At 70.8% G+C, this 20,293-nt stretch carries 22 protein-coding genes and 1 riboswitch; of the genes, 4 read left to right on the top strand and 18 right to left on the bottom strand.

Annotation, left to right across the window (positions count from 1 at the left end; all coding sequences use genetic code 11):
• Positions 1-31 precede the first annotated feature (31 nt).
• From CGQ25_RS13745 to CGQ25_RS13690, 12 genes are all read right to left on the bottom strand, one after another.
• Positions 32-757 carry a GntR family transcriptional regulator gene (locus tag CGQ25_RS13745; protein WP_208710430.1) on the bottom strand — a complete coding sequence of 242 codons (726 nt, stop codon included), beginning with the start codon at positions 755-757 and terminating at the stop codon, positions 32-34.
• Complete coding sequence (locus tag CGQ25_RS13740) at positions 750-1,586, bottom strand: triose-phosphate isomerase family protein (RefSeq protein ID WP_208713090.1); 837 nt, start codon at positions 1,584-1,586, stop codon at positions 750-752. The genes CGQ25_RS13745 and CGQ25_RS13740 overlap by 8 nt, the downstream gene beginning before the upstream one ends.
• 29 nt (positions 1,587-1,615) lie before the next feature.
• A complete protein-coding gene (locus tag CGQ25_RS13735; RefSeq protein ID WP_208710429.1) occupies positions 1,616-2,074 on the bottom strand; it encodes a ribose-5-phosphate isomerase in 459 nt (152 codons plus the stop codon).
• Positions 2,075-2,141: 67 nt separating this feature from the next.
• A complete protein-coding gene (locus tag CGQ25_RS13730) occupies positions 2,142-3,878 on the bottom strand; it encodes a dihydroxyacetone kinase family protein (protein ID WP_208710428.1) in 1,737 nt (578 codons plus the stop codon).
• Positions 3,879-4,079: 201 nt separating this feature from the next.
• On the bottom strand, positions 4,080-4,535 hold the full coding sequence (arfB, locus tag CGQ25_RS13725) for an alternative ribosome rescue aminoacyl-tRNA hydrolase ArfB (protein ID WP_208710427.1): 456 nt from the start codon (positions 4,533-4,535) through the stop codon (positions 4,080-4,082).
• A gap of 206 nt (positions 4,536-4,741) precedes the next feature.
• Entirely contained in the window at positions 4,742-5,194 is a 453-nt protein-coding gene (locus CGQ25_RS13720; protein WP_208710426.1) for an SRPBCC family protein, read from the bottom strand.
• 7 nt (positions 5,195-5,201) lie between these two features.
• Entirely contained in the window at positions 5,202-6,407 is a 1,206-nt protein-coding gene (locus CGQ25_RS13715) for a globin domain-containing protein (RefSeq protein ID WP_208710425.1), read from the bottom strand.
• Between the two features lie 75 nt (positions 6,408-6,482).
• Entirely contained in the window at positions 6,483-6,983 is a 501-nt protein-coding gene (locus CGQ25_RS13710) for a DivIVA domain-containing protein (protein WP_208710424.1), read from the bottom strand.
• A complete protein-coding gene (locus CGQ25_RS13705; RefSeq protein WP_208710423.1) occupies positions 6,980-8,146 on the bottom strand; it encodes a globin domain-containing protein in 1,167 nt (388 codons plus the stop codon). The genes CGQ25_RS13710 and CGQ25_RS13705 overlap by 4 nt, the downstream gene beginning before the upstream one ends.
• Before the next feature lie 203 nt (positions 8,147-8,349).
• Positions 8,350-9,570 (bottom strand): O-succinylhomoserine sulfhydrylase, encoded by a 1,221-nt coding sequence (locus CGQ25_RS13700; protein ID WP_208710422.1) that lies wholly within the window; start codon positions 9,568-9,570, stop codon positions 8,350-8,352.
• A gap of 8 nt (positions 9,571-9,578) precedes the next feature.
• Positions 9,579-9,989, bottom strand: coding sequence for a rhodanese-like domain-containing protein (locus tag CGQ25_RS13695; protein WP_208710421.1), 411 nt, complete (start codon positions 9,987-9,989; stop codon positions 9,579-9,581).
• Positions 9,986-10,294, bottom strand: a complete 309-nt coding sequence (locus CGQ25_RS13690) for a DUF1737 domain-containing protein (RefSeq protein ID WP_208710420.1) — start codon at positions 10,292-10,294, stop codon at positions 9,986-9,988. Before CGQ25_RS13690 ends, CGQ25_RS13695 begins: the two co-directional genes overlap by 4 nt.
• A 7-nt stretch (positions 10,295-10,301) precedes the next feature.
• Positions 10,302-10,410: riboswitch (SAM riboswitch) on the bottom strand.
• Positions 10,411-10,551: 141 nt separating this feature from the next.
• On the opposite strand from CGQ25_RS13690, the gene CGQ25_RS13685 reads away from it, so the two are divergent.
• Positions 10,552-11,814: an NAD(P)/FAD-dependent oxidoreductase gene (locus CGQ25_RS13685; RefSeq protein WP_208710419.1), complete on the top strand. Its 1,263-nt coding sequence runs from the start codon at positions 10,552-10,554 to the stop codon at positions 11,812-11,814.
• 84 nt (positions 11,815-11,898) lie between these two features.
• Here the strand turns inward: CGQ25_RS13685 and CGQ25_RS13680 are convergent, their stop codons facing one another.
• From CGQ25_RS13680 to CGQ25_RS13655, 6 genes are all read right to left on the bottom strand, one after another.
• Complete coding sequence (locus CGQ25_RS13680) at positions 11,899-12,399, bottom strand: SRPBCC domain-containing protein (RefSeq protein ID WP_208710418.1); 501 nt, start codon at positions 12,397-12,399, stop codon at positions 11,899-11,901.
• Between the two features lie 2 nt (positions 12,400-12,401).
• On the bottom strand, positions 12,402-12,776 hold the full coding sequence (locus CGQ25_RS13675) for a helix-turn-helix domain-containing protein (RefSeq protein ID WP_208710417.1): 375 nt from the start codon (positions 12,774-12,776) through the stop codon (positions 12,402-12,404).
• Positions 12,777-12,955: 179 nt separating this feature from the next.
• Positions 12,956-13,936: an acyl-CoA thioesterase gene (locus CGQ25_RS13670; RefSeq protein WP_208710416.1), complete on the bottom strand. Its 981-nt coding sequence runs from the start codon at positions 13,934-13,936 to the stop codon at positions 12,956-12,958.
• 3 nt (positions 13,937-13,939) lie between these two features.
• Complete coding sequence (locus tag CGQ25_RS13665; RefSeq protein WP_208710415.1) at positions 13,940-15,160, bottom strand: cobalamin-independent methionine synthase II family protein; 1,221 nt, start codon at positions 15,158-15,160, stop codon at positions 13,940-13,942.
• Positions 15,161-15,330: 170 nt separating this feature from the next.
• Complete coding sequence (locus CGQ25_RS13660; protein WP_208710414.1) at positions 15,331-15,639, bottom strand: hypothetical protein; 309 nt, start codon at positions 15,637-15,639, stop codon at positions 15,331-15,333.
• A gap of 188 nt (positions 15,640-15,827) precedes the next feature.
• Positions 15,828-17,033 (bottom strand): acyl-CoA dehydrogenase family protein, encoded by a 1,206-nt coding sequence (locus tag CGQ25_RS13655; RefSeq protein ID WP_208710413.1) that lies wholly within the window; start codon positions 17,031-17,033, stop codon positions 15,828-15,830.
• Positions 17,034-17,145: 112 nt separating this feature from the next.
• On the opposite strand from CGQ25_RS13655, the gene CGQ25_RS13650 reads away from it, so the two are divergent.
• The 3 genes from CGQ25_RS13650 (at position 17,146) to CGQ25_RS13640 (ending at position 20,241) form a co-directional block, all read left to right on the top strand.
• Positions 17,146-18,885 (top strand): AMP-binding protein, encoded by a 1,740-nt coding sequence (locus CGQ25_RS13650; RefSeq protein WP_304442237.1) that lies wholly within the window; start codon positions 17,146-17,148, stop codon positions 18,883-18,885.
• Positions 18,886-18,915: 30 nt separating this feature from the next.
• Positions 18,916-19,422 (top strand): MarR family winged helix-turn-helix transcriptional regulator, encoded by a 507-nt coding sequence (locus CGQ25_RS13645; protein ID WP_208710411.1) that lies wholly within the window; start codon positions 18,916-18,918, stop codon positions 19,420-19,422.
• Between the two features lie 93 nt (positions 19,423-19,515).
• A complete protein-coding gene (locus CGQ25_RS13640) occupies positions 19,516-20,241 on the top strand; it encodes a hemerythrin domain-containing protein (RefSeq protein ID WP_208710410.1) in 726 nt (241 codons plus the stop codon).
• The last annotated feature ends 52 nt before the right edge of the window (positions 20,242-20,293 follow it).

The following is a 20,293-nucleotide window of genomic DNA, read 5'->3' as shown; positions in this document are numbered from 1 at the left end:
CTGTCAGGCGGCCGATGCGGCGACGCGCCGCTCAGGGGGCGGCGACGTCGCGCCGCGAGCGGATGCGGACCCTCTCGATGTGCTCCCGCATCGCGGCTGACGCCGCCTCCGGCCCGCCGCTGCGGAGGGCCTCGAGGATGGCGCCGTGCTCGGTCACGGCCTCGTCCGCGTCGCTCAGGCCGCTGTGCATGGTCTGGCGCAGGCGGTGGACGCGCGTCGAGATGGCGGAGGACATGTCGATGAGGAAGGGGTTGTGGGTCCCCTCGAAGATCAGGTGGTGGAAGTTCCAGTCGATGAGGAAGTACTCGCGCAGGAGGCTCACCGGCCAGGTGCCCGCAGGCTCGTCGGCCGCCTCGCGGACCTTGGCGCCGATTGCGCGGTGCTCGGCGAGGGCCTGCTCGAGGAGCGGCACGAGGTTCACCGCGTCGCGGGCGGCGAGCTCGGCGGCGCCGCACTCCAGGACGAGCCGGGCATCGAACAGCGACTCGAGCTGCTCGTCCGCCAGCGGGGGAGCGACCCTGTACCCCTTGAGGGCCTCGCGGACCACGAGCCCGGTGCGCTCGAGCTGGACGAGCGCCTCGCGGACCGGGGTGGGGGAGACCCTGAGGTCGCGCGCCAGGGCATCGATGGAGAGGCGGGCCCCCGGCGCGATGTCCGCGGTCATGAGCATGTCGAGGATCAGGTCGTAGACACGGTCGCGCAGGCCCTTGCGCTCGAGGGCACCCGCGCCCGCGAGAGGGTAGACGGTCTCAGACATGGGTTCCTCCTGCGCCCCCGATGGTACCAGCCGGAGCCTTGCCGTCCCCGGTGGATGACGTGAGGGCAGCGACCTCGTCGAGGATGGCCTCGACGGCGGCCGGGTCGTGGGCGAATCGCCCCAGGAACAGCCCATCGACGGCGGCGCCGATCGCCGTCAGGAGTCCAGGCCCGGCACTGCCTCCGTAGATGACCCTGGACCCCGGGAAGGCCTCGAGCCCCCGGACGTGGTCGCGCAGCGCGGAGCACACGGCGACGATGTGCTCCGAGGACGCGGGCTCCGGCGCGCCGATGGCCCAGTGCGGCTCGTACGCCGCGATGACGGGGCCAGACAGGCCACGGTCCCGCGCCTCGGAGAGGGCGTCCTCGAGCTGCCGGACACACTCGCGAACGGCGTCCTCGGGCTTCCCGCGCTCGGGCTCGCCGATGCACAGGAGCGGGACCAGGCCGTTGCGGAGGGCGGCGAGCGTCTTGGCGCGCACCGTCGCGTCGTCCTCCCCGAACAGGCGGCGGCGCTCGGCGTGCCCGATCTCGACGAGCCGGCAGCCCAGCTCGGCGATCTGGGCTCCGCTCACCTCGCCGGTGAAGGCTCCGCGGTCCTCGACGGCGAGGTCCTGCGCTCCGACGTCCGCCACGCCGTCGAGGATCTCCAGCGCGGCCGGGATCGAGAGGTAGCCCGGGACGACGAACAGCCGTGCGCTCTCGGAGCGCACGGCTGCGTGGGCGCGGGCCCGGGCGGCGACGTCGCGGCACCACGCCATGGTCTGCGCGTGGCTGAAGTACATCTTCGTGCTGACGCCGATGAGGTACTGCCCTGCCAAGGAAGCCATCGCCTCCACCACTGCCTCGTCGGGAGGAGTCACTGCGCCTCGTACGCGCAGATCTCCTGCACCTTGTCGTTGGAGGCGCTGGCCTCGTCGAACACGTACGTGAGCCACTCCCGGACGTTGCGGCGGGCCTGCTCGATCCCGACGACGCGCTGGCCCATGCACAGGACCTGGGCGTTGTTCGAGAGGACGCTGCGCTCCACCGAGAAGCTGTCGTGCGCGGTGACGGCGCGGATGCCCTTGACCTTGTTGGCAGCGACCGCGACGCCGAGCCCGGTGCCGCAGATGAGGATGGCGCGGTCCGCCTCGCCGCGGGCGACCATCTCGGCCGCCGTCGTTGCGATCGTCGGGTAGTTCGTGTGGCCGTCGGCGTCCACGCCGACGTCGGCGACCGAGACGACCGCCTCGCTGCCCTCGAGGTCGCGCTTGATGATCTCCTTGTAGTCGAAGCCGGCGTCGTCCGAGCCGACCACGATCCGCCATGCGGGCATGTGTGTCTCCTTCTGTGGGTGTTTCGTTCTGGGGCCGGGGCCCGGGTCAGTCTTCGGCGAGCACCGCTCAGTCCTCGGTGAGCACCGCGTGGACGCGGCCGGCGATGAGGGCGAGCGAGAGCGCGCCGGGATCGGGGACGCCGAGCGCCTTGGTCCCGTGCGAGCGCGCGCGGCCCATGACGGGCATGAGGTCCGCGGTGGCCGCAGCTGCCGCGGACGCGGCGGACGCCGCCTCCTTCCACGCCTGCGCGAGGCCGTCGCCGGCCTCGACGCGGGACGTGAGCGTGTCGGCGAAGGGCACCAGCGCGTCGACGAGAGTCTTGTCGCCCACGCTCGCCTTGCCGTACGCCATGACGGCGTCCTTCGCCGCGGCGATGCCCGAGGCGACCTTCGGGGCGGAGACGGCCTCGGTGTTGCCGAGGTGCGCAGAGAGAGTCGTCAGGATGAGGCCCCAGATGGCGCCCGACGTCCCGCCCGCGCGGTCCGACCAGGCGTCGCCGGCACCCTCGAGGAGGCTTCCGGCGCCCGCGCCGCGCTCCACGAGGCCCGAGGCCGCCGCGGCGGCGGCGACGGTGCCGCGCTTCATGCCGATCCCATGGTCGCCGTCGCCGGCGATGGCGTCGATCCGCCCCAGCTCGTCGGCCTCGGCGCCGATCGCGTCCCGGGCCGCCTCGAGCGCCGCCGCGATGCGGGCAGCAGCCCGGCGCGATTCCTCGCTCGCCTCGGGGAGCGGCCGCTCGGCGTCGTCCGCGCCCGCCTCCTGGGGCACGACGGCGACGAGCGCCTCCCGCTCGACGCTCCCCGTCCGGAAGGCGGGGGTGTCGGCGGGAGCAAGCCACAGGCGCTCGAGCTCCTCGTCGACCCAGAGGAGCGTCAGCGACGCGCCGGCCATGTCGAAGCTCGTGCAGAACTCGCCCACCTGGGGATCCACGAGCGTCAGGCCGGCTTCCTCCAGCAGGTCCGCGATCCGCGAGAAGACGACGTAGAGCTCCTCGTTCTTGACCGAGCCGAGCCCGTTGAGGATGGGGACCACGCGGCCGCCGTCCACGGTGGCGCCGTCCGGGACCTCGGCGCAGTCGAGGAGGTGCTGCACGAAGAGCTCCGCGAGCCCGTCGGCGCTGGGGATGTCCGTGATCTCGATGCCGGGCTCGCCGTGGATGCCGAGGCCCACCGCCATCTTGCCCTCCGGGACGGTGAAGAGCGGGGCGTCGGCGCCGGGCAGGGTGCAGCCTGTGAAGGCGACGCCCATGGACCGGGTGCGAGCGTTGGCGAGCCGCGCGACACGCTCCACCCCGTCGAGGTCGTAGCCGGCGGCCGCGGCGGCGCCGGCGGTCTTGAAGACGGTGAGGTCGCCGGCGATCCCGCGCCGCTTCTCCGTCTCCGAGGGCTGGGCGCTGAAGATGTCGTCGGTGACGAGGACCGTGCGGCAGTCGATCCCGTCCCTGCGGACGGCCTCCTGCGCGGCGCCGAAGTGCAGGACGTCCCCGGCGTAGTTGCCGAAGCTCAGGAGGACGCCGCGGCCCTGATGGCTCGCGCGGATGACCGACTCGACCTGGTGGGCCGACGGCGAGGCGAACAGGTTGCCCATCGCCGCGCCGTGCGCGAGCCCCGGGCCCACGAGCCCGCCGAACGCGGGGTAGTGGCCGGACCCTCCGCCGATCACGAGGGCGACCTCGTCGGCGGAGGAGCGCGTGGACCGGGACACGCCGCCGGAGACCTTGCGGACCCAGCGGCCGCTCGCCCGGACGAAGCCGTCCACCATGTCGTCCGCGAAGGACGCCGGGTCGTTCCAGAGTCGTGTCATGGGGATGCTCCTCGTCGTTGAGCCAGCGGTGCCTCAGGGACAGCCCGGGGCACTCGGTAAACCTCTTTCCTATAGGATATTTGACGAGACGTGACCCACGTCAAGTCACCTATGGATCCGGCTGGCTTCTGAGGGGCACAAGGGGGCGACGTCCGATCACGTCTCAAGGACGGAGGGCGCACGCGCGGACGCTCCCAGCGGTCAGTCTGCTCGCGGAGCGCGTCGGCCCGACTTGATCTCGCTGCGGCGCCGCTTGGCGTCGAGCTGGCGGCTCTGGGAGCCGCGGGTCGGGCGAGTCGGCCGGCGCGGGGGCCCCGGAGGGGCGAGGGCCTCATCCAGCAGATCGACCAGCCGGTCCCGGGCTGCCTCCCTGTTGCGCAGCTGCGAGCGTTCCCCGGAGGCGACGATGCGGAGGCGTCCTCCGACGAGCCTGCTCGCGAGCGCCTTGAGGACCCGCTCGCGTTGGACGGGGGAGAAGGCGGTGCTCGCTCCGGGGTCGAAGAGCAGCTCGACACGGCTGTCTGTGGTGTTGACACCCTGGCCGCCGGGGCCGCTCGAGCGGCTGAATCGCTCGACGATCTCGGCCCCGCGGATCACGACGCCGCGTGGCGCGCCGGGGGAGGGCGGCAGCCGCAGGTCCCGGGGAGACGTATTCACCTCCCCATTCTCCCGCCGCCCGGTGAGCTGGCCATCTTCACGGCCTGGGGCCTCTGCAAGCGTCCCGTCCTGCTCGCATTGAGGGCTGCAGGCCGCCCGCACACCGCGTGTCGGATCCGGAAACGCCGCTGCGGACGTCCATTGCGAGCAGGAGGGGACGGAAGCGCGGTGGACTGCGGCCCGCGCGGTGGACTGCGGCCCGCGGCTCAGCCGCGCAGGAGGCGCCGCAGCACCGTGCGGTACCCCAGCCTCGCGCCGAAGGCCACGGCGGCGAGCAGTGGGCCGCCCAGCCGGCCCAGACCGAAGTCCTGCTGCCAGCGCACGGCCGCGCCGCCGTCGTGCGCGGAGACGGTGAGCTCGATCGCGCCGCGCACCAGCTTCCCGCCCTTGACGATGCGGGCGTGCCCCGGCCGGGCGCCCGAGGGCGGCTCGACCGACTCGACGACCATGACGTCGTCGAACCCGTAGCGCCCGACCATTGTGCAGGCCACGAAGCGGTGGCCCGGCCGCAGCTCGGCCGCGGACACCATGCCCTCGGTGACGCGCGTGAACGGGACGAGCCGGTCGTGGGCGCGCAGGTCGAGCACCCGCGCCCACGCCTCCGAGGGCGGACAAGGCGCCTCGAGAGTGATCTCGAAGCGCCTCAGCCGTGATGCCATGAGGGGACTACTCCTCGGTGTCGGCCTGCCACAGGTCCGGGCCGAAGACCTCGTACTGGATCTTCCGCGCCGGGACGCCGAGGCCGAGCAGGCGCTCGCGGACCGCCTGCATGAACGGGAGCGGCCCGCAGAGGTAGTACGTGGCGTCCTGGGGGAGGTCCACGGCCGTGACGTCCATGAACCCCTGGTGCTCGTTCGGGCCCAGCTCCCCGCCGGGCTGCTCGAACCACGAGTGCAGCGTGGCGTTGGGCAGGCTCGCGAGGTCCTGGGTGATCTGGTCGCGGAGCACGAAGCTCTCGGGGGAGGTGCCGGCGTGGAGGAAGAGGACCTCGCGCTGGGAGCCCTGCGCGGCGAGGTGGTTGAGCATGCCCGCGTAGGGGGTGACGCCGATCCCGGCGCTGGCGAAGACGAGCGGGCCGTCGCCGCCGGCGAGGACGACATCGCCGAACGGCGCCGAGAGCGTGACCTCGTCGCCGACCTTGAGCGAGTCGTGCACGAGGGTCGAGACCTCGCCCTCGGGCTTGCCGGCGTCATGGACGCGCTTGACGGCGAAGGTGCGGTGGTGGCCGTCGTCGGTCCGCGTGAGGCTGTACTGGCGCGGCTGGTGCAGGCCGTCCTTGGTGGGCATCTGCAGGGTCACGTACTGGCCCGGCTGGGACGGGTACACGTCGCGTTCGTCGGTGCGCTCGACCACGATCGAGACCACGTCGTCGGTCTCGTGCCGCTTCTCGACCACGCGCCACGTGCGCCAGATGTTCTCCGGCTTGCCGCCGAAGTCGGCGTACAGGCCGCGCTCGAGGTTGATGAGGGTGTTGGCTATGATCCAGTAGACCTCGTCCCACGCGGCGGCGACCTCGGGGGTCACCGCCTCGCCGAGCACGTCGCCGATGGCCCAGAAGAGGTTCTCGTGGACGATCTGGTACTGCTCGGGGGCGATGGCCAGCGCGGCGTGCTTGTGGCTGATCCGGGACAGGAGGTGCTCGGGGACCGAGTCGGGGTTCTTGAGGAGCATCGTCGCGAACGCCGCGATCGAGCCTGCGAGGGCCTGCTGCTGGTGTCCGTCCGCCTGGTTGCCGCGGTTGAAGACGCCGTCGAACAGCTCGGGGTGCGCCGCGAACATGTGCTCGTAGAAGCGCTGGGCGATGGTCGTGATGTTCTCGCCGACAACCGGGAGGGTCGCCTCGATGACCGGCACTGAGGTGGATGACAGCATTGGCACTACTCCTTCACGAACGGACGACGGCGGGTGGCTGGCTTGGCCCGTCGGGCTGGGGTGGGAGGGGGCCGGCTACTGGCCCGACTTGGGGATGTCGCCGAGCTTGTCGACCTGCTCCGCGAGCGCGTCGATGACGGCCCGCAGCTGGACTTGGGCGACCTTGGTGTAGGTGCGCACGTACTCGATCTCGTCGATGGGCGTGGTGTAGGCAGGGGCGGCCTGGGTGGTCGCGACGGCCTGGCCCTCGCTGCGGCTCACCGCGGCGTTCTCGGCGCGGCGCAGGATCTCGCTGTACTGCGTCCGGGCGCTCGCGACGAGGTCCTTCGAGTACTGCTCGGCCTCAGCGACGAACTTCTCCGCGAGCACCTGCGCCTGGCTGATGATCTTCACCATCTCGTCCTGCGCGTTGGCGCCGCGTGCCTCGAGCTGGACGCGGTCGGCGTCCATCTGGTCGGCGACGGCCGCCAGGAAGTGGTGCACGGCTCCGGGTTCGTAGCCATGGCCGACCTGTTCGAACGTGGCGTTGCGGACGTCGGAGGGGCTGATCCGGCCGCCGTGGATGGAGGTGCTCATCGGGTCCCTTCTAGCTGGTCTTCTCCGGTGGGGGACGAGTTGTCCTCGACCCCGGTGTAGTCCTCATAGCGGATGTCGTCGCGCGGCACGCCCGCGGCGACCAGTTCGCTGACGGTGTGGCGCACCATCGGCGTCGAACCGCACACGAGGGCCAGTCGCCCCACCGACGAGCCGTGTGCGGCTGCGGCACTGCCGACGTACCCGGTCAGACCGGGGAATGTCGGGTCGTCCGAGACCACTGGGTGGAATGAGAACCACGGTTCTCGGGCCGCGAGGTCCGCGAGCCTGGACTGGTCGTACAGGTTCCAGGGGACGCGGGCGCCGTGAAAGAGGTCCACGCGCGGGCCGAAGCCTGTGTCGCGCCACTGCGCGGCGACGCGGTCGAGGACGGCGGAAAGGGGCGCGAGCCCCGTTCCCCCGCCGATCAGGAGCAGGTCACGGTGGCCGTCGACGGCGAGCTGGTCGCCGATCGGGATGCCGACGCGGATCGTGTCTCCGGGGCTGGTCCTGCGCACCGCGGCCGTGCTGAACAGGCCGCCGGGGATGAGCTGGACGTGGAACTGCACGATCCCGTCCGCTCGGGGCGCGTTGGCGGGGCTCAGGTACCGCCAGGTCCGCGGCAGCGCGGGGACCTCGACGGCGACGGCCTGGCCTGGCATGAACGTGAAGTCCTGCGGCATGCGGACGTCGAGCACGGCGACATCGAGGCTGCGCCGGTCCACGGAGAGGACTTCGCCCTCCCACCATGGCGGCGTCTCGTCCGAGGAGTCCTCGGCGGCCATGACCATGACCTTGGCGATGAGCCCGTAGGCCTCGGACCAGCTCCGGGCCACCTCGTCCGTCCACTCGGGGCCGAGGAACTTCTGGAGCGTGGCGAGGAACGATGCGCCGACCATCGAGTAGTGCTCGGGGGCCACCGAGAAGCGGCGGTGGTCGCGTCCGAGCTGGCCGATGAACCCTTCCACCTCGTTGAGGCGGTCGGCGTGGCTGATGATGTGGCCGAGGGCTGCGAAGAGCTTGTCCCGCTGCGCGCCCATCGCGACGGGGAACATCTCCCTGACCTCAGGGTGGGTCGCGAACAGGTGCGAGTAGAAGTACAGCGGAACGTCGTCCCCGAGCGAGGCCGCCATCGACCATGTCCGCTTCAGCGCGCTCGAGTCCACGCGGCCGTCCCTTCTGCGCCTAGCGCGCACGTCTGCCCCCGGGGGGGCTGTCCTCTTGCGTCTGCCACCCCCCTGGCAGGTACCGCCTGTAGCAACCTACTATGCGTGGCGCGTGCGGTTCCACTCGAAACATAGCGGCCGTTCTGTCAAGCCCGGCCCGCAGCTGGCGCGCCCGACGGCGCCGCTGCCCCGCTCGGCGCCGCTCAGCAGGCGGCCGCGCGCAGGGCCTGCCCGAGGTCCCCGATGAGGTCCCCGACGTCCTCGAGCCCCACTGAGAGCCGCACCACGCCGTCGCTCAGCCCAATCGCGGCGCGGCCCTCGGGGCCCATGGCCCGGTGCGTCGTCGTGGCAGGGTGCGTGATGAGGGACTTGGCGTCCCCGAGGTTGTTGGAGATGTCGATGACGCTGAGCGCGTTGAGGAAGCGGAACGCGGCCTCCTTGCCCTGGCCCTCGGGAGCGCCGAGCTCGAAGGTGAGCACGGTGCCGCCGGCGCTCATCTGCTTGCGGGCGAGGTCGTACTGCGGGTGCGAGCGCAGGTGCGGGTACTTGACCCAGCTGATGTCCGGCTGCGCCTCGAGCCATTCCGCGATCGCGAGGGCGTTGGCGGAGGAGTGCCGCACCCGCAGCCCCATCGTCTCGAGGCCCTTGGTGAGCACCCAGGCGTTGAAGGCCGACAGCGCCGGCCCGGTGTGCCGCATGAGGTGCCTGACGGGGCCGTCGATGAACTCCTTCGTGCCGAGGACGGCGCCGCCGAGCACGCGCCCCTGTCCGTCGATGTGCTTCGTCCCGGAGTACACGATGACGTCGGCGCCGAAGTCCAGGCTGCGCTGGAGCAGGGGAGTTGCGAAGACGTTGTCGACGACGACCTTGGCTCCCGCTGCATGCGCGAGGTCGGCCACGGCCTGGATGTCCACGATCTCCTGCATCGGGTTCGAGGGCGACTCGAAGAACACGGCCGTGGTGGGCACCGAGAGGGCCTCGCGCCACTGGTCCAGGTCAGGGCCGTCCACGAACACGGCCTCGACGCCCCAGCGGGGCAGGATCTCGTTGAGGATCACGAAGCACGAGCCGAACAGGCTTCTGGCCGCCACCACGCGGTCTCCCGCGCCGAGCAGGGCGCCCAAGGCCGTGAACACCGCCGACATGCCGGAGGCGGTCGCGAAGCATGCCTCGGTGCCTTCGAGGAGGCGCAGGCGCTCCTGGAAGGTGGCGACGGACGGGTTCCCGTAGCGCGAGTAGACGAAGCGCTCGTCCTCGCCGGTGAAGGCCCGCTCGGCGGCCTCCGCCGAATCGTAGACGAAGCCCGAGTTCAGGAAGACGGCCTCGGACGTTTCCTGGAAGTTGGTGCGGAGGAGCCCGCCGCGCACGGCCTGGGTGTCTTCGCTCCAACCGGCCGATAGATTGCGGTTGGTGTCAAACGTCACGAAAGTACTTAGTCCTGTCCCAGATTGGTCGGCAGCCCGCGGTTCTTCCACCCGTTCACGGTGCGGTGGCCGTCGGGGCCGGGGTGTCCCTCGAAGCCTTCGAGGATGTTGTAGGCCGTGAAGCCGAGGTTGGCGGCCACCTCCGCGGCGGCGACGGAGCGGTTGCCCGAACGGCACAGGAACACGAGCTCGGTGCTGCCCGGCTCAGGGGCCTGGAGCGTCAGCTCCATCACGAAGTCCGGGTTGGGGATGCCTCCGGCGAAGACCCACGGGATGAAGAGCGGGTCGTTCTCGGTGGCCTTGGTGTCGGGGATCCCGATGTGGGCCCACTCCTCCTCGGTGCGGACGTCCACGAGGACGGCGCCGTCCTTGAGCTTCTCCCACGCCTCGAGCGGGTCGATGTCGCCCGCGTAGCTCACGCGTGGCCCTCGCCCTCGTACTCGAGCCCCTCGACCGCGGAGGCCACTGCGGCGTCGGCGCGCGCCACCGCGTGCGGGAGGATCACGGCCTGGGCGACGATCACCTCGGAGCCGTTGAAGGTCGCGGCGGGGCTGCCGTGCAGCACGTACCCGTCCGCGAGCGCCTGGGAGATGCGGGCGCAGAACTCGCGCGTGTCCGGGCCCGTGAGGAGGCGGTAGGCGAGCTTCTCCTCGGCGGCCCCGGAAGGAGCTGCGGGATCGTTCAGCGGTGTGGTCTCAGCCGGCTCTGTCACGGTCTCGGACATGGGGCTCCTTCGGGCTTTGCTCTCGATCAACGAACGCCGAGTACTCACCTGAGGCACCCCGCCGAACGGAGGGTTGCCGGCCAGCTAGTCAGGGCTTCCCACTGGCGCTCATTACTCTGCGTTGAACGTAGCACGCGGGCATGGGGCCAGCCATGGCCCGGCGGTAACGATTGGCAACATGCCCCGGGCGGCGCCACGGGAGTCAGCTTGCTGCCCGCAGCGGTTCAGATCCTCTCCGAGCGGGTAATGTGCGCCCCGTGGACGAGAACTACGAAGTCATCGTGGTCGGCGGAGGGTTCGCGGGCGTTGCGGCCGCGCGTGAGCTTGGGCGCAAGGGCGTGCGGGTCCTCCTGATCGACAAGAACCCCTACCACCAATTCCAGCCGCTGCTGTACCAGGTGGCGACCGTCCAGCTCGGCGTCTCGGAGGTGGCCCGGTCCCTGCGCGATATCTTCCGGAGCCAGCCGAACGTGCGCGTGCTGGTCGCGGAGGTGACCGGCGTCGACCCGGCCGCGAAGCGCGTGACCACTCCGGACGGCAGGACCTACGAGGGCCGCTTCCTGGTGCTCGCCTCGGGCGCCGAGGCCAACTTCTTCAACACGCCGGGCGCCGAGGAGGGGACGTATCCGCTCTACTCGGTCGAGGACGCCGTGGGCCTCGGCAGCTCGTTCTCGAACATCCTCGAGGAGGCAGACCGGGTCGACGACAGCTCGGAGCTGCACTTCGTGGTGATCGGCGGCGGCCCCACCGGCGTCGAGACGGCCGGCGCCATGGCCGAGACCGTGAAGTATGTCCTTCCGGGCTACTTCTCCCAGCGCCTCGCCTCCCGCTGCCGCGTGCACCTCGTGGACATGCTCCCGAACGTGCTCCCCCCGTTCTCCGACAAGTCCAAGGAGTACGCACGACGCCGCCTGTCCGGCATGGGCGTCCAGCTGCACCTCGGCGTGCCGGTCAAGGAGATCACCCCGGACGCGGTCGTGCTCAACGACGGGACCGAGATCCCCGCGAACCTGGTCGTCTGGGCCGGTGGTCTCAAGGCCGGGCCAGTCGTGGCGGGCTCGGGCCTACTCCAAGGCCGCGGCGGCAGGATCGACGTCAATGAGGACCTCACCGCGCCAGGGGTCGAGGGGGTGTACGTCCTCGGCGATGCCGCCAACATGACCGACGACAAGGGCAACAAGCTCCCGCAGCTCGGCTCCTGTGCGCTGCAGGCCGGCGGCTGGGCCGCGAAGAACATCCTCGCCGACATCGAGGGCCGCCCGCGCGAGCCGTTCCACTACTCGGACAAGGGCTACATGGCCATGGTGGGCCGCGGCGCCGCGGTCGCCGAAGTCGGTCCCGGTCCAGATCGGAAGGTCCTCGCCGGCCCCCTCGCGTTCCTCGCCTGGCTCGGCGTGCACGTCTTCCTGCTCTCGGGCAGCCTGCAGAAGGTCCGCGCCATGGCGACCTGGCCCAGCGACTACATCAGCCACCGCCGCTCGTTCGTGGTCCTGAGCCGCCCGGACAAGCCCCGGGCGTAGAAGGGACCCCGGTGTAACGGGGAACGGGCGCACGACGGCGCCGGGTCGCCTCGGTGACCCGGCGCCGTCGTGCGTGCCGCCGTCTCAGCGCACGGCCTGCGCCTCGGCGAGGATCGCGTCGATCTGGCCCGAGGCCTCCTTCAGGCCCTCCTCCATGCCCATCTCGGCCATGCGCTCGAGCTGCTCGAGGGAGCGGAAGGCCGAGACCGTCGTCATGCGTGTCCCGGTGCCTGCCTCCTCGAAGGTGACCGTGAACGTCGCGCTGTCCTCGGGGTCGAGCGGGGAGCCGTCCTCGTTGGCGAAGCCGTCCTCGATCTCGAGCCGGTCGTGCGGGCTGATGGCGAGGAACCGCCACCACCCGTAGGCCTTCTCCCCGTCCGGGCCGGTCATCCAGTAGTGGCAGAGGCCTCCGGGGTGGAACTCGTGGCGGCCGAAGGTCGCCGGCCAGCCGGGAGGGCCCCACCAGCGCTCGAGCTTGCGCGGGTCCTCCCACACGTCCCACACGCGCTCCTTGGCGGCGTCGAACTCGGTGACGAGGGTGAAGGTCAGGTTCTGGGTGTCCTTGCTGCTGCTGACGAAGGTCATGGTCATGTCCCCTGGTCGTGGCCTGTGCGCGGTGGCGTCTCGTCGAGGATCGCCTCGATGCGCCGGATGCGGTCCCGCCACAGCTCCTCGTAGGCGTCGAGGAGGCGGGCCGCCCTGCGGAGCGCCGCGGGGTTGGAGTGCACGATCTGCTCCCTCCCGCGCCGTTCCTTCGTGACGAGCAGTGCCCGTTCGAGCACCGCGACGTGCTTCTGGACCGCCGCGAAGCTCATCGCGTAGTTCTTCGCGAGCTCCGAGACGGACTGCTCCCGCAGCATCGACTGCCGGAGGATGTCCCGGCGGGTCGAGTCTGCGAGGGCGCCGAAGATCCTGTCGATCTCCTCGTCCGTGAGGTCCCGGGGCTTCTGATCTACAACCATTTGGTTGCATGTTAGCCCCCGCAGGGCAGCCGCCGCAAGGCCCCATTGCGGGGTCCCGCCCCCGTGTTGGGGGAGTGTGTTGAGGGGTCATGTCCCTGCACGCTCACGCAGGGACATGACCCCTCAAGCTAGGGACATGACCCCTCAAGCTAGGGACATGACCCCTCAACCGGTGGGGGCTAGGCCTCGAGCATGTGGTTCGGGAGGCGACCGCCGGGGGCCTTGCCGCGGATCGTGAGCAGCTCGCGGGCGTGTGCCCACAGCCGCCGGTCCTCGTCCGAGACGGGCTCCCACGGCGGCACGGGCACGGCGGCGCCGCTCTCGTCCCGGGCCACCATGACGGTGAGGCAGTAGGTCGTGAGGTTCAGCTCGTGGCCCCGCGGTGAGCCCGAGCGGACGTGGACCGCGATGTGCATGCCCTTCGTCCCCGTGTACACGAGCCTCGCCTCGACCTCCACGACGTCCCCGATGAGCAGCGGACGGTAGAACCGCACCCCGCCGGAGAACACCGCGACCGTGTCCCGCCCGCAGTACCGCGAGGCGCACACGTACGCGGCCTCGTCGATCCACTTCATGACGGTGCCGCCGTGCACCTTGCCGCCCCAGTTCACGTCGGTCGGCGCGGCGAGGAAGCGCAGCACCACCCGCTCCGCCGTGCCGGCGTCCGTGTACTCCTGCTGCTTCATCGACGCGACGATCTCGTCCCGCACCGCAATACGTGCGACGGCGTGCTCCTCCGCCTCGCGCTCGGCCTCCGTGCGCGGCACCCACCGCGGGACCTCGACGGGGCGCCCGTCCGGTCCGACCGCCACAAATATGACCAGGCACTGGCTGCGCATCGTCGGGGTGCCGCCCTTCGGATCGCCCGAGGAGACGACCGTGCGGATGTGCATCGACGTCCGGCCCGTGTAGACGATCGTGGCCGTGACCTCGACCATGTCGCCCACGTTCACCGGGTCCGCGAAGTGGATGTTGCCCACGTACGCCGTCACACAGTACGTCTTCGCCCAGCCGACCGCTGCGGCGTAGGCCGCCTTGTCGACCCACTCGAGCACCGTGCCGGCGTCCACCGAGCCCGAGTGGCCCTTGTCCGTCGGCGCGGCGAGGAAGCGCAGGGTGACCTCGTGCGCGTCAGGCGAGCCGCCGGCGTCGTGCGCCACCGCTCAGCCCCAGAGCCGCTGCGTGGCGAGCTTGGCGCCCTCAGAGAGGGCCTCGAGCTTGGCCCACGCGATCTGCGGGTGGACGCGGCCGCCGAGGCCGCAGTCCGTCGAGGCGATGACACGCTCGGGGCCCACGATCGAGGCGAAGTTCTCGATGCGGTCCGCGACGAGCTCGGGGTGCTCGACCACGTTGGTGGCGTGCGAGACGACGCCCGGCACGATCACCTTGTCCTCGGGGAGGTCGAGGTCGCGCCAGACCTTCCACTCGTGCTCGTGGCGGACGTTGCCCGCCTCGAAGGAGTAGGAGCCGGCGTTGATCGAGAGCATCGTCTGGGCGATGTCCTTGAACGGGATGTCCGTGGTGTGCGGGCCGTGCCACGAGCCCCAGCACAGGTGGAAGCGGATCTGCTCCTGCGGGAGGCCGCGGATCGCGTGGTTGAGCGCGTCCACGCGCACCTGGGTGAACTTCAGGTAGTCCTCGACGCTCGGCTCGGGGTTGATCATGTCCCAGTTCTCTGCGATCGAGGGGTCGTCGATCTGGACGATGAGGCCGGCGTCGGTGATCGCCTTGTACTCCTCGCGCATCGCGTCCGCGCACGCGTAGACGAGTTCCTCCTCGTCCTTGTAGTACTCGTTGAGCAGGCGGCTCGCGGAGCCGGGGGAGAGGGCGGGGAGGAAGCCCGTCTCGTAGCCGTTGGCCGCGAGGGCGGCCTTCAGGTTGGCGACGTCACGCTGGACAGCCTCCTGGCCGGTGTACGTGATCGGCCCGGTCACGGTGGGCTGCAGGACGGTCTTGCGGCCGGTGAGGATGAACGAGTTCGGGTCGTTGTAGGCCTCGTCGAAACGGACGCGGTCCCGGCGGTCCTTCATGGTGGTGAGGCGGATATGGCCGGGCTCGGAGCGGATCTGCTCCGTCATCTGCCAGCGGTCCACGCCGCCCTGGGTGAGGCCGCCGAGCCGGCTGAACGAGTAGTTCCACCACGCGCCGTAGTCCACGGAGTTGGACATGGTGTGGCCGTACTCGCCGTCGTTGGGGAGGGTGACCCCGGCCTCGCGCTGCTTCGCGACGATGTCCTTCACGGACCCGGCGAGGAGTTCTTCGAAGGCCGAGGCATCACCCGGGTTCTCGGCCTGGGCGGCGTTGGCGGCGAGGAGCTCGGGGCTGCGCGGGAGCGAGCCCGCGTGCGAGACCTGGATGAAGTCGGTGTTGTGGATGGCGTTCATGGTGCCAGTGTTGTCCACGCACGCGGCCCGGTGCGAGCACCTCCGCCGAGATCACCCCGTGTGACGCCGAAGTCGCCCCCTCTGCCGCCGAGATCACCCCGTGTGACGCCGAAGTCGCCCCCTCTGCCGCCGAGATCACCCCGCGTGACGCCGAGGTCACCCCTGTGGCGTCAGTCGCGGTCGACGTCCCCGAAGCCCGTGTGCGAGTGGCCCTTGTCGTCGGGGATCCCGCCGGCGCCCCCCGTGGCGAGGCCGCCCGGGTGGGGCCGGACGCGCTTCCGAGGCGCCTCGGGCGCCGCATCGATGGGCCGCAGGGGCTCGCCCGGAGGTGTGTCCGCGAAGCGCCGCGGGTCGCGCAGCTCCGTGAAGTCCTGGTTGTGGCCGTAGTGGTCGCCCTGGTCGTAGCCCTCGTCCAGGGGGGCGTCGTCGTCGAGTGCGGGGAGTCCGGGTGGCGGTGCGTCGCGGTCGGTGCGTTCCATAGGTGCACGCTAGACGCACGACGACGCCGCGCGCCAGAGCAGTTCGCCCTGCGGGAACGCCGGGGTCCTCTCGCGCGGGGCCACTCCGGGGCGGGAAGTCGCGTTGTCGCCCACGAGTCGCGCCCTGTGGCACTTCTCGTCGACAACGTGACTGGTGGCGGCCAAAACCCCGGGACCGAACGTGTCGGTCAGACGAACGCCGACTTGCCGGTGACCGCGCGCGCGACGATGAGGGAGTTGATCTCGTACGTCCCCTCGTAGGTGTACAGCACCTCGGCATCGCCGAAGAGCTTGGCCATCTCGTAGTCGGTCGTGATCCCGTTGCCGCCCAGCACCGAGCGGCCCAGCGCCACCGAGGAGCGGGCGAGCCGGGTCGTCGTCGCCTTCGCCATCGCCGACTGGACCATCTCGAGCCGCCCGGCCTCCTGGATCCGCGCGATCCCCACCATGAGCGAGAGCGAGGCCTGGGCGTTGCCGAGGATCTCGGACAGCTGCTGCTGGACGAGCTGGAACCCGGCGAGCGGCTTGCCGAACTGGAACCGCTCGAGGGCGTACGCCCGGGCGATGTCGAACGCCGCGAGCTGGATGCCGGCCGCCTGCCAGCCGACCCACGCACGGGAGTCCCGGAGCAGGTCGTTGGCCTGGCAGAACGCCGTGGCCCCGGGGAGCAGGTTCGCGTCCGGCACCCTCACCTCGTCCAGCACGATGTCCGCGTTCTGCATGATGCGCAGCCCGATCTTGTTCTCGATCTTCGTGGCGGTGAAGCCCGGGCGGTCGGTCTCCACGATGAAGGCCTTGATCGCGCCGTCGGCCGTGTCCCGGGCCCAGACGAGGGCGAAGTCGGCGATGGTGCCGGCCCCGATCCACCGTTTGGCTCCGCGCAGGACCCAGCCGTCGCCGTCGCGCGTCGCAGACGTGGCCAGCCCGCCGGCGATGTCCGAGCCGTGCTCCGGCTCGGTCAGGGCGAACGCGCCGAGCGAGGTGAAGGACTCGAGGCCGGGCAGCCAGCGCAGCTTCTGCTCCTGGGAGCCGAGCTCGCTGATCATCCCGAGGACCAGCTCATTGTGGATCCCCACGAGCGCCGACAGCGAGACGTCCGCGCGGGCGACCTCGAGGTAGGCCAGGCCCGTGAACAGCCGGGAGGATCCGTCGGTCTGGAGACGCCCGAGACCCAGATCGGCCAGCCGGGGCAGGAGGTCGAACGGGAACTCCTCGCGGTTCCAGAACGCCGGCGTGAGGGGCCGGACGTCGCGCTGGAGGACCGCTCGGATTTCCTCGAGCCGGGCGCGCTCGTCCGCCGGGAGCAGGTCGAGCACGTGCATGAGGTCGGCGTCCGGGAACGGCGGTCCCGGCTGCGCGGTCTCGGGTCGGAGCAAGCCTGATGCCTGGAGCATGTGACCTCTTCGTCGTCGGCGGTTCGTTGGCGGGAGCGGATCCCTGTTCAAACCCTAGGAAGTCCAACTATATTTCGTCGTGACGCAGATCACGAGGATGAAAAGGCGGATGATGACTGTCACCGACGAGTTCCGGCAGGCCCGCGACCAGCTGCTCGCGCTCCGGGAGGACTACGCCCGAGCGCACGCTGAGTTCGCCTGGCCCCGCTTCGACGAGTTCAACTTCGCGCTCGACTGGTTCGACGCCCTCGCCGCGGACCCCGCGCGCGGCAGCCAGCCGGCCCTCGTGATCGTCGAGCAGGACGGCAGCTCCACGCGTCGGACATTCGCCGAGCTCTCGGCCCGCTCCTCCCAGGTGGCGAACTGGCTCCGGGCGCAGGGGGTCGCGCGCGGCGACCGCATGATCATCATGCTCGGGAACCAGGTGGAGCTCTGGGAGCTCATGCTCGCGGGCATCAAGCTCGGCGTCGTCATGATCCCGACCACCACCCTGATGGGCCGGCGCGACCTCGAGGACCGGGTGGAGCGCGGAGGAGCCCACTGGGTCGCCGTCGGCGCGGCGAACGCCCACAAGTTCGATGACGTGCCCGGCGCCTACCGGCTCATCGTCATCGGCGGGGAGGCGGGCACGACGGCGGCCGCGAACCTTCAGCAGGACGCCCTCGACTACGCGGACTCCGCCTCCGCTCCTGCCGCCTTCAGCCCGGACGCGCCGACCAAGGCGGACGAGACTCTCCTGCTGTACTTCACGTCCGGCACCACGAGCCGCGCCAAGCTCGTGGAGCACACCCACGTCTCCTATCCCGTGGGCCACCTCTCGACGACGTACTGGATCGGGCTCGAGCCCGGGGACGTGCACCTGAACGTGGCCTCGCCCGGGTGGGCCAAGCACGCCTGGTCCAACGTGTTCGCCCCGTGGATCGCCGAGGCCACGGTGTTCATCTACAACTACGAGCGCTTCGACGCCTCGGCCCTCATGGAGCAGATGGGGAGGGAGGGGGTCACGAGCTTCTGCGCCCCGCCGACGGTGTGGCGCATGCTCATCCAGTCCGACCTCACCCGGCTCACGGCCCCGCCCCGGAAGGTCGTCTCGGCTGGCGAGCCGCTCAACGCCGAGGTCATCGGGCAGGTCGAGAAGGCGTGGGGAGTGACCATCCGGGACGGCTTCGGGCAGACCGAGACCACCGTCCAGGTCGCCAACACCCCCGGCCAGCCCGTCACCGCCGGTGCGATGGGCCGGCCGCTGCCGGGCTACGACGTCGTGCTCGTGGACCCCGCGACGGGCCAGGAGACGGACGACGGCGAGCTGTGCCTGCGCCTCGACCCTCGCCCGGTCGGGCTCATGTCGGGCTACTTCGGCGACCCCGAGAGGACCGCCGACGCGTTCCGGGACGGCTACTACCACACGGGGGACATGGCCTCCCGGGACGCCCACGGCGTCATCACCTATGTGGGCCGCGGCGACGACGTGTTCAAGTCCTCGGACTACCGGCTGTCCCCGTTCGAGCTCGAGAGCGTCCTCATCGAGCACCCCGCAGTGGCGGAGGCCGCCGTCGTGCCTTCTCCCGACCCCGTGCGGCTCTCCGTCCCCAAGGCGTTCGTAGTGCTCGCCGGGGGCTACGAGCCCGGCCCCGAGGTGGCCGAGGAGATCCTCCGGTTCTGCCGCGGCCAGCTCGCGCCCTTCAAGCGCATCCGCCGGATCGAGTTCGCGGACCTTCCCAAGACGATCTCCGGCAAGATCCGCCGGGTGGAGCTGCGGCACAGCGAGGAGGAGCGGCACGCTGCCGCCGTGCCCGCCGGCGGGTACGGCGTGGAGTACTCCGAGGCGGACTTCCCGAATCTGCGAGACTAGCCTCCGCATCGCCAGAACGTCAGGAGGACCATGGGTGCCCCGCTTCCCCGCGACCCCATCGCCGACGCCCAGCGCAATTGGGAACGGCACGGCTGGGGGGACGTCGCGGCGCCCATGGCAGCCATCACGGCGATCATGCGGACCCAGCAGATCCTCATCGCGCGCATCGAGGACGTGCTCAAGCCGCTCGGCCTGACCTTCGCGCGCTACGAGATGCTCGCGCTCCTGAGCTTCGCACGGACCGGGGCGCTCCCCATGAGCAAGGCCAGCGCCCTCCTCCAGGTGCATCCGACGTCGGTGACGAACGCCGTGGACCGTCTCGAGAAGGCCGGCTACGTGAGCAGGGCCCCGCACCCCACGGACGGCCGGACCACGCTGATCGAACTCACGCCCGAGGGCCGTGCCCTCGCGGAAAAGGCCACCGCGGCGCTCAACGCGGAGGTGTTCGGCCGCTCGGGCTTCACGGGCGACGACGTCGAGTCGCTGATCCGCATCCTCGCCGACTTCCGACGGCAGGCCGGCGACTTCGCGGACTGAGTGCGGGGGCTCGATCGCAGCATTGTGGGGCCCGATGCCGGATCCTATGATCGTCGTGGGGAGTTCCCTGGGGGGCCAGATTGGGGCTCAACGATGTCTGACTTCTTCACCATGCACCCTGGGGAAACCGCGGCTCCTCTGCCGCCCGGGCCCGCGCTCTGCGCCGGGACGGCTGGCATGCGCCGGATCCACCGGGTCTTCCTGTGGGCCTACGATGAGGCTCCTGGGCTCGTGCGCTCCGCCGAGGCCGGGGACACCGCCCGCGCAGCGTACGTCGGCGAGGTTCTCGCCACCTTCGACAAGCTGCTGCACGTCCACCACGAGGGCGAAGACGAGAGCATGTACCCGGCGCTCGCCCAGCGGGCTCCCGGCTGCGCGATGCATGTCGAGCTCATGCTTGCCCAGCACCGGAAGGTCGCCGAACGGCTCGAGGAGATCGGGCCGCTGCGCGAGCAGTGGGTGCGGACGGCTGATCCGGACGTGCGCGACCGCCTGGCCGAGCGCTATGCGAGCATGGGCGACCTGCTCAAGGTGCACCTGCGCCGGGAGGTCACCGAGGTCATGCCTGCCGTGGACCGGGTCGTCACCGAGGACGAGATGGCGGCCATGGTCAAGCACAGCACCGGCAGCTTCAGCGCGAAGGTGATGCTCGCCTACCTCGGCATGGTGCTGGCGTCGAATCCGCCCGAGGAGCGGCAGGGGCTCTTCATGGACGTCCCGGCCCCTATCCGCGTCGCGTACCGCCTCGTGGGCCGCCGCCTCTACCGGAAGCAGTACTCGACCCTCTTCCCCGGCCGGGAGGTCCCCGCAACCCTCTGAGGGTCACCTCCTGGGGGTCACCTTCTGGGGGTCAGGTCCTGTGGGTCACCTT

It is taken from the genome of Sinomonas sp. R1AF57 (assembly GCF_002224485.1).
Classification (GTDB): domain Bacteria; phylum Actinomycetota; class Actinomycetes; order Actinomycetales; family Micrococcaceae; genus Sinomonas; species Sinomonas flava.
Note: the sequence above shows the minus strand (reverse complement) of the source record. Positions and strands in the feature narration are given on the sequence as shown.

What these genes read in the sequence shown, in the direction of transcription:
- CGQ25_RS13745 (WP_208710430.1), bottom strand. Translation starts at nt 757, where the DNA reads ATGTCTGAGACCGTCTACCCTCTCGCGGGCGCGGGTGCCCTCGAGCGC.
- CGQ25_RS13740 (WP_208713090.1), bottom strand. Translation starts at nt 1,586, where the DNA reads ATGGCTTCCTTGGCAGGGCAGTACCTCATCGGCGTCAGCACGAAGATG.
- CGQ25_RS13735 (WP_208710429.1), bottom strand. Translation starts at nt 2,074, where the DNA reads ATGCCCGCATGGCGGATCGTGGTCGGCTCGGACGACGCCGGCTTCGAC.
- CGQ25_RS13730 (WP_208710428.1), bottom strand. Translation starts at nt 3,878, where the DNA reads ATGACACGACTCTGGAACGACCCGGCGTCCTTCGCGGACGACATGGTG.
- CGQ25_RS13720 (WP_208710426.1), bottom strand. Translation starts at nt 5,194, where the DNA reads ATGGCATCACGGCTGAGGCGCTTCGAGATCACTCTCGAGGCGCCTTGT.
- CGQ25_RS13715 (WP_208710425.1), bottom strand. Translation starts at nt 6,407, where the DNA reads ATGCTGTCATCCACCTCAGTGCCGGTCATCGAGGCGACCCTCCCGGTT.
- CGQ25_RS13710 (WP_208710424.1), bottom strand. Translation starts at nt 6,983, where the DNA reads ATGAGCACCTCCATCCACGGCGGCCGGATCAGCCCCTCCGACGTCCGC.
- CGQ25_RS13690 (WP_208710420.1), bottom strand. Translation starts at nt 10,294, where the DNA reads ATGTCCGAGACCGTGACAGAGCCGGCTGAGACCACACCGCTGAACGAT.
- CGQ25_RS13680 (WP_208710418.1), bottom strand. Translation starts at nt 12,399, where the DNA reads ATGACCTTCGTCAGCAGCAGCAAGGACACCCAGAACCTGACCTTCACC.
- CGQ25_RS13675 (WP_208710417.1), bottom strand. Translation starts at nt 12,776, where the DNA reads ATGGTTGTAGATCAGAAGCCCCGGGACCTCACGGACGAGGAGATCGAC.
- CGQ25_RS13665 (WP_208710415.1), bottom strand. Translation starts at nt 15,160, where the DNA reads ATGAACGCCATCCACAACACCGACTTCATCCAGGTCTCGCACGCGGGC.
- CGQ25_RS13660 (WP_208710414.1), bottom strand. Translation starts at nt 15,639, where the DNA reads ATGGAACGCACCGACCGCGACGCACCGCCACCCGGACTCCCCGCACTC.
- CGQ25_RS13655 (WP_208710413.1), bottom strand. Translation starts at nt 17,033, where the DNA reads ATGCTCCAGGCATCAGGCTTGCTCCGACCCGAGACCGCGCAGCCGGGA.
- CGQ25_RS13650 (WP_304442237.1), top strand. Translation starts at nt 17,146, where the DNA reads ATGACTGTCACCGACGAGTTCCGGCAGGCCCGCGACCAGCTGCTCGCG.
- CGQ25_RS13645 (WP_208710411.1), top strand. Translation starts at nt 18,916, where the DNA reads ATGGGTGCCCCGCTTCCCCGCGACCCCATCGCCGACGCCCAGCGCAAT.
- CGQ25_RS13640 (WP_208710410.1), top strand. Translation starts at nt 19,516, where the DNA reads ATGTCTGACTTCTTCACCATGCACCCTGGGGAAACCGCGGCTCCTCTG.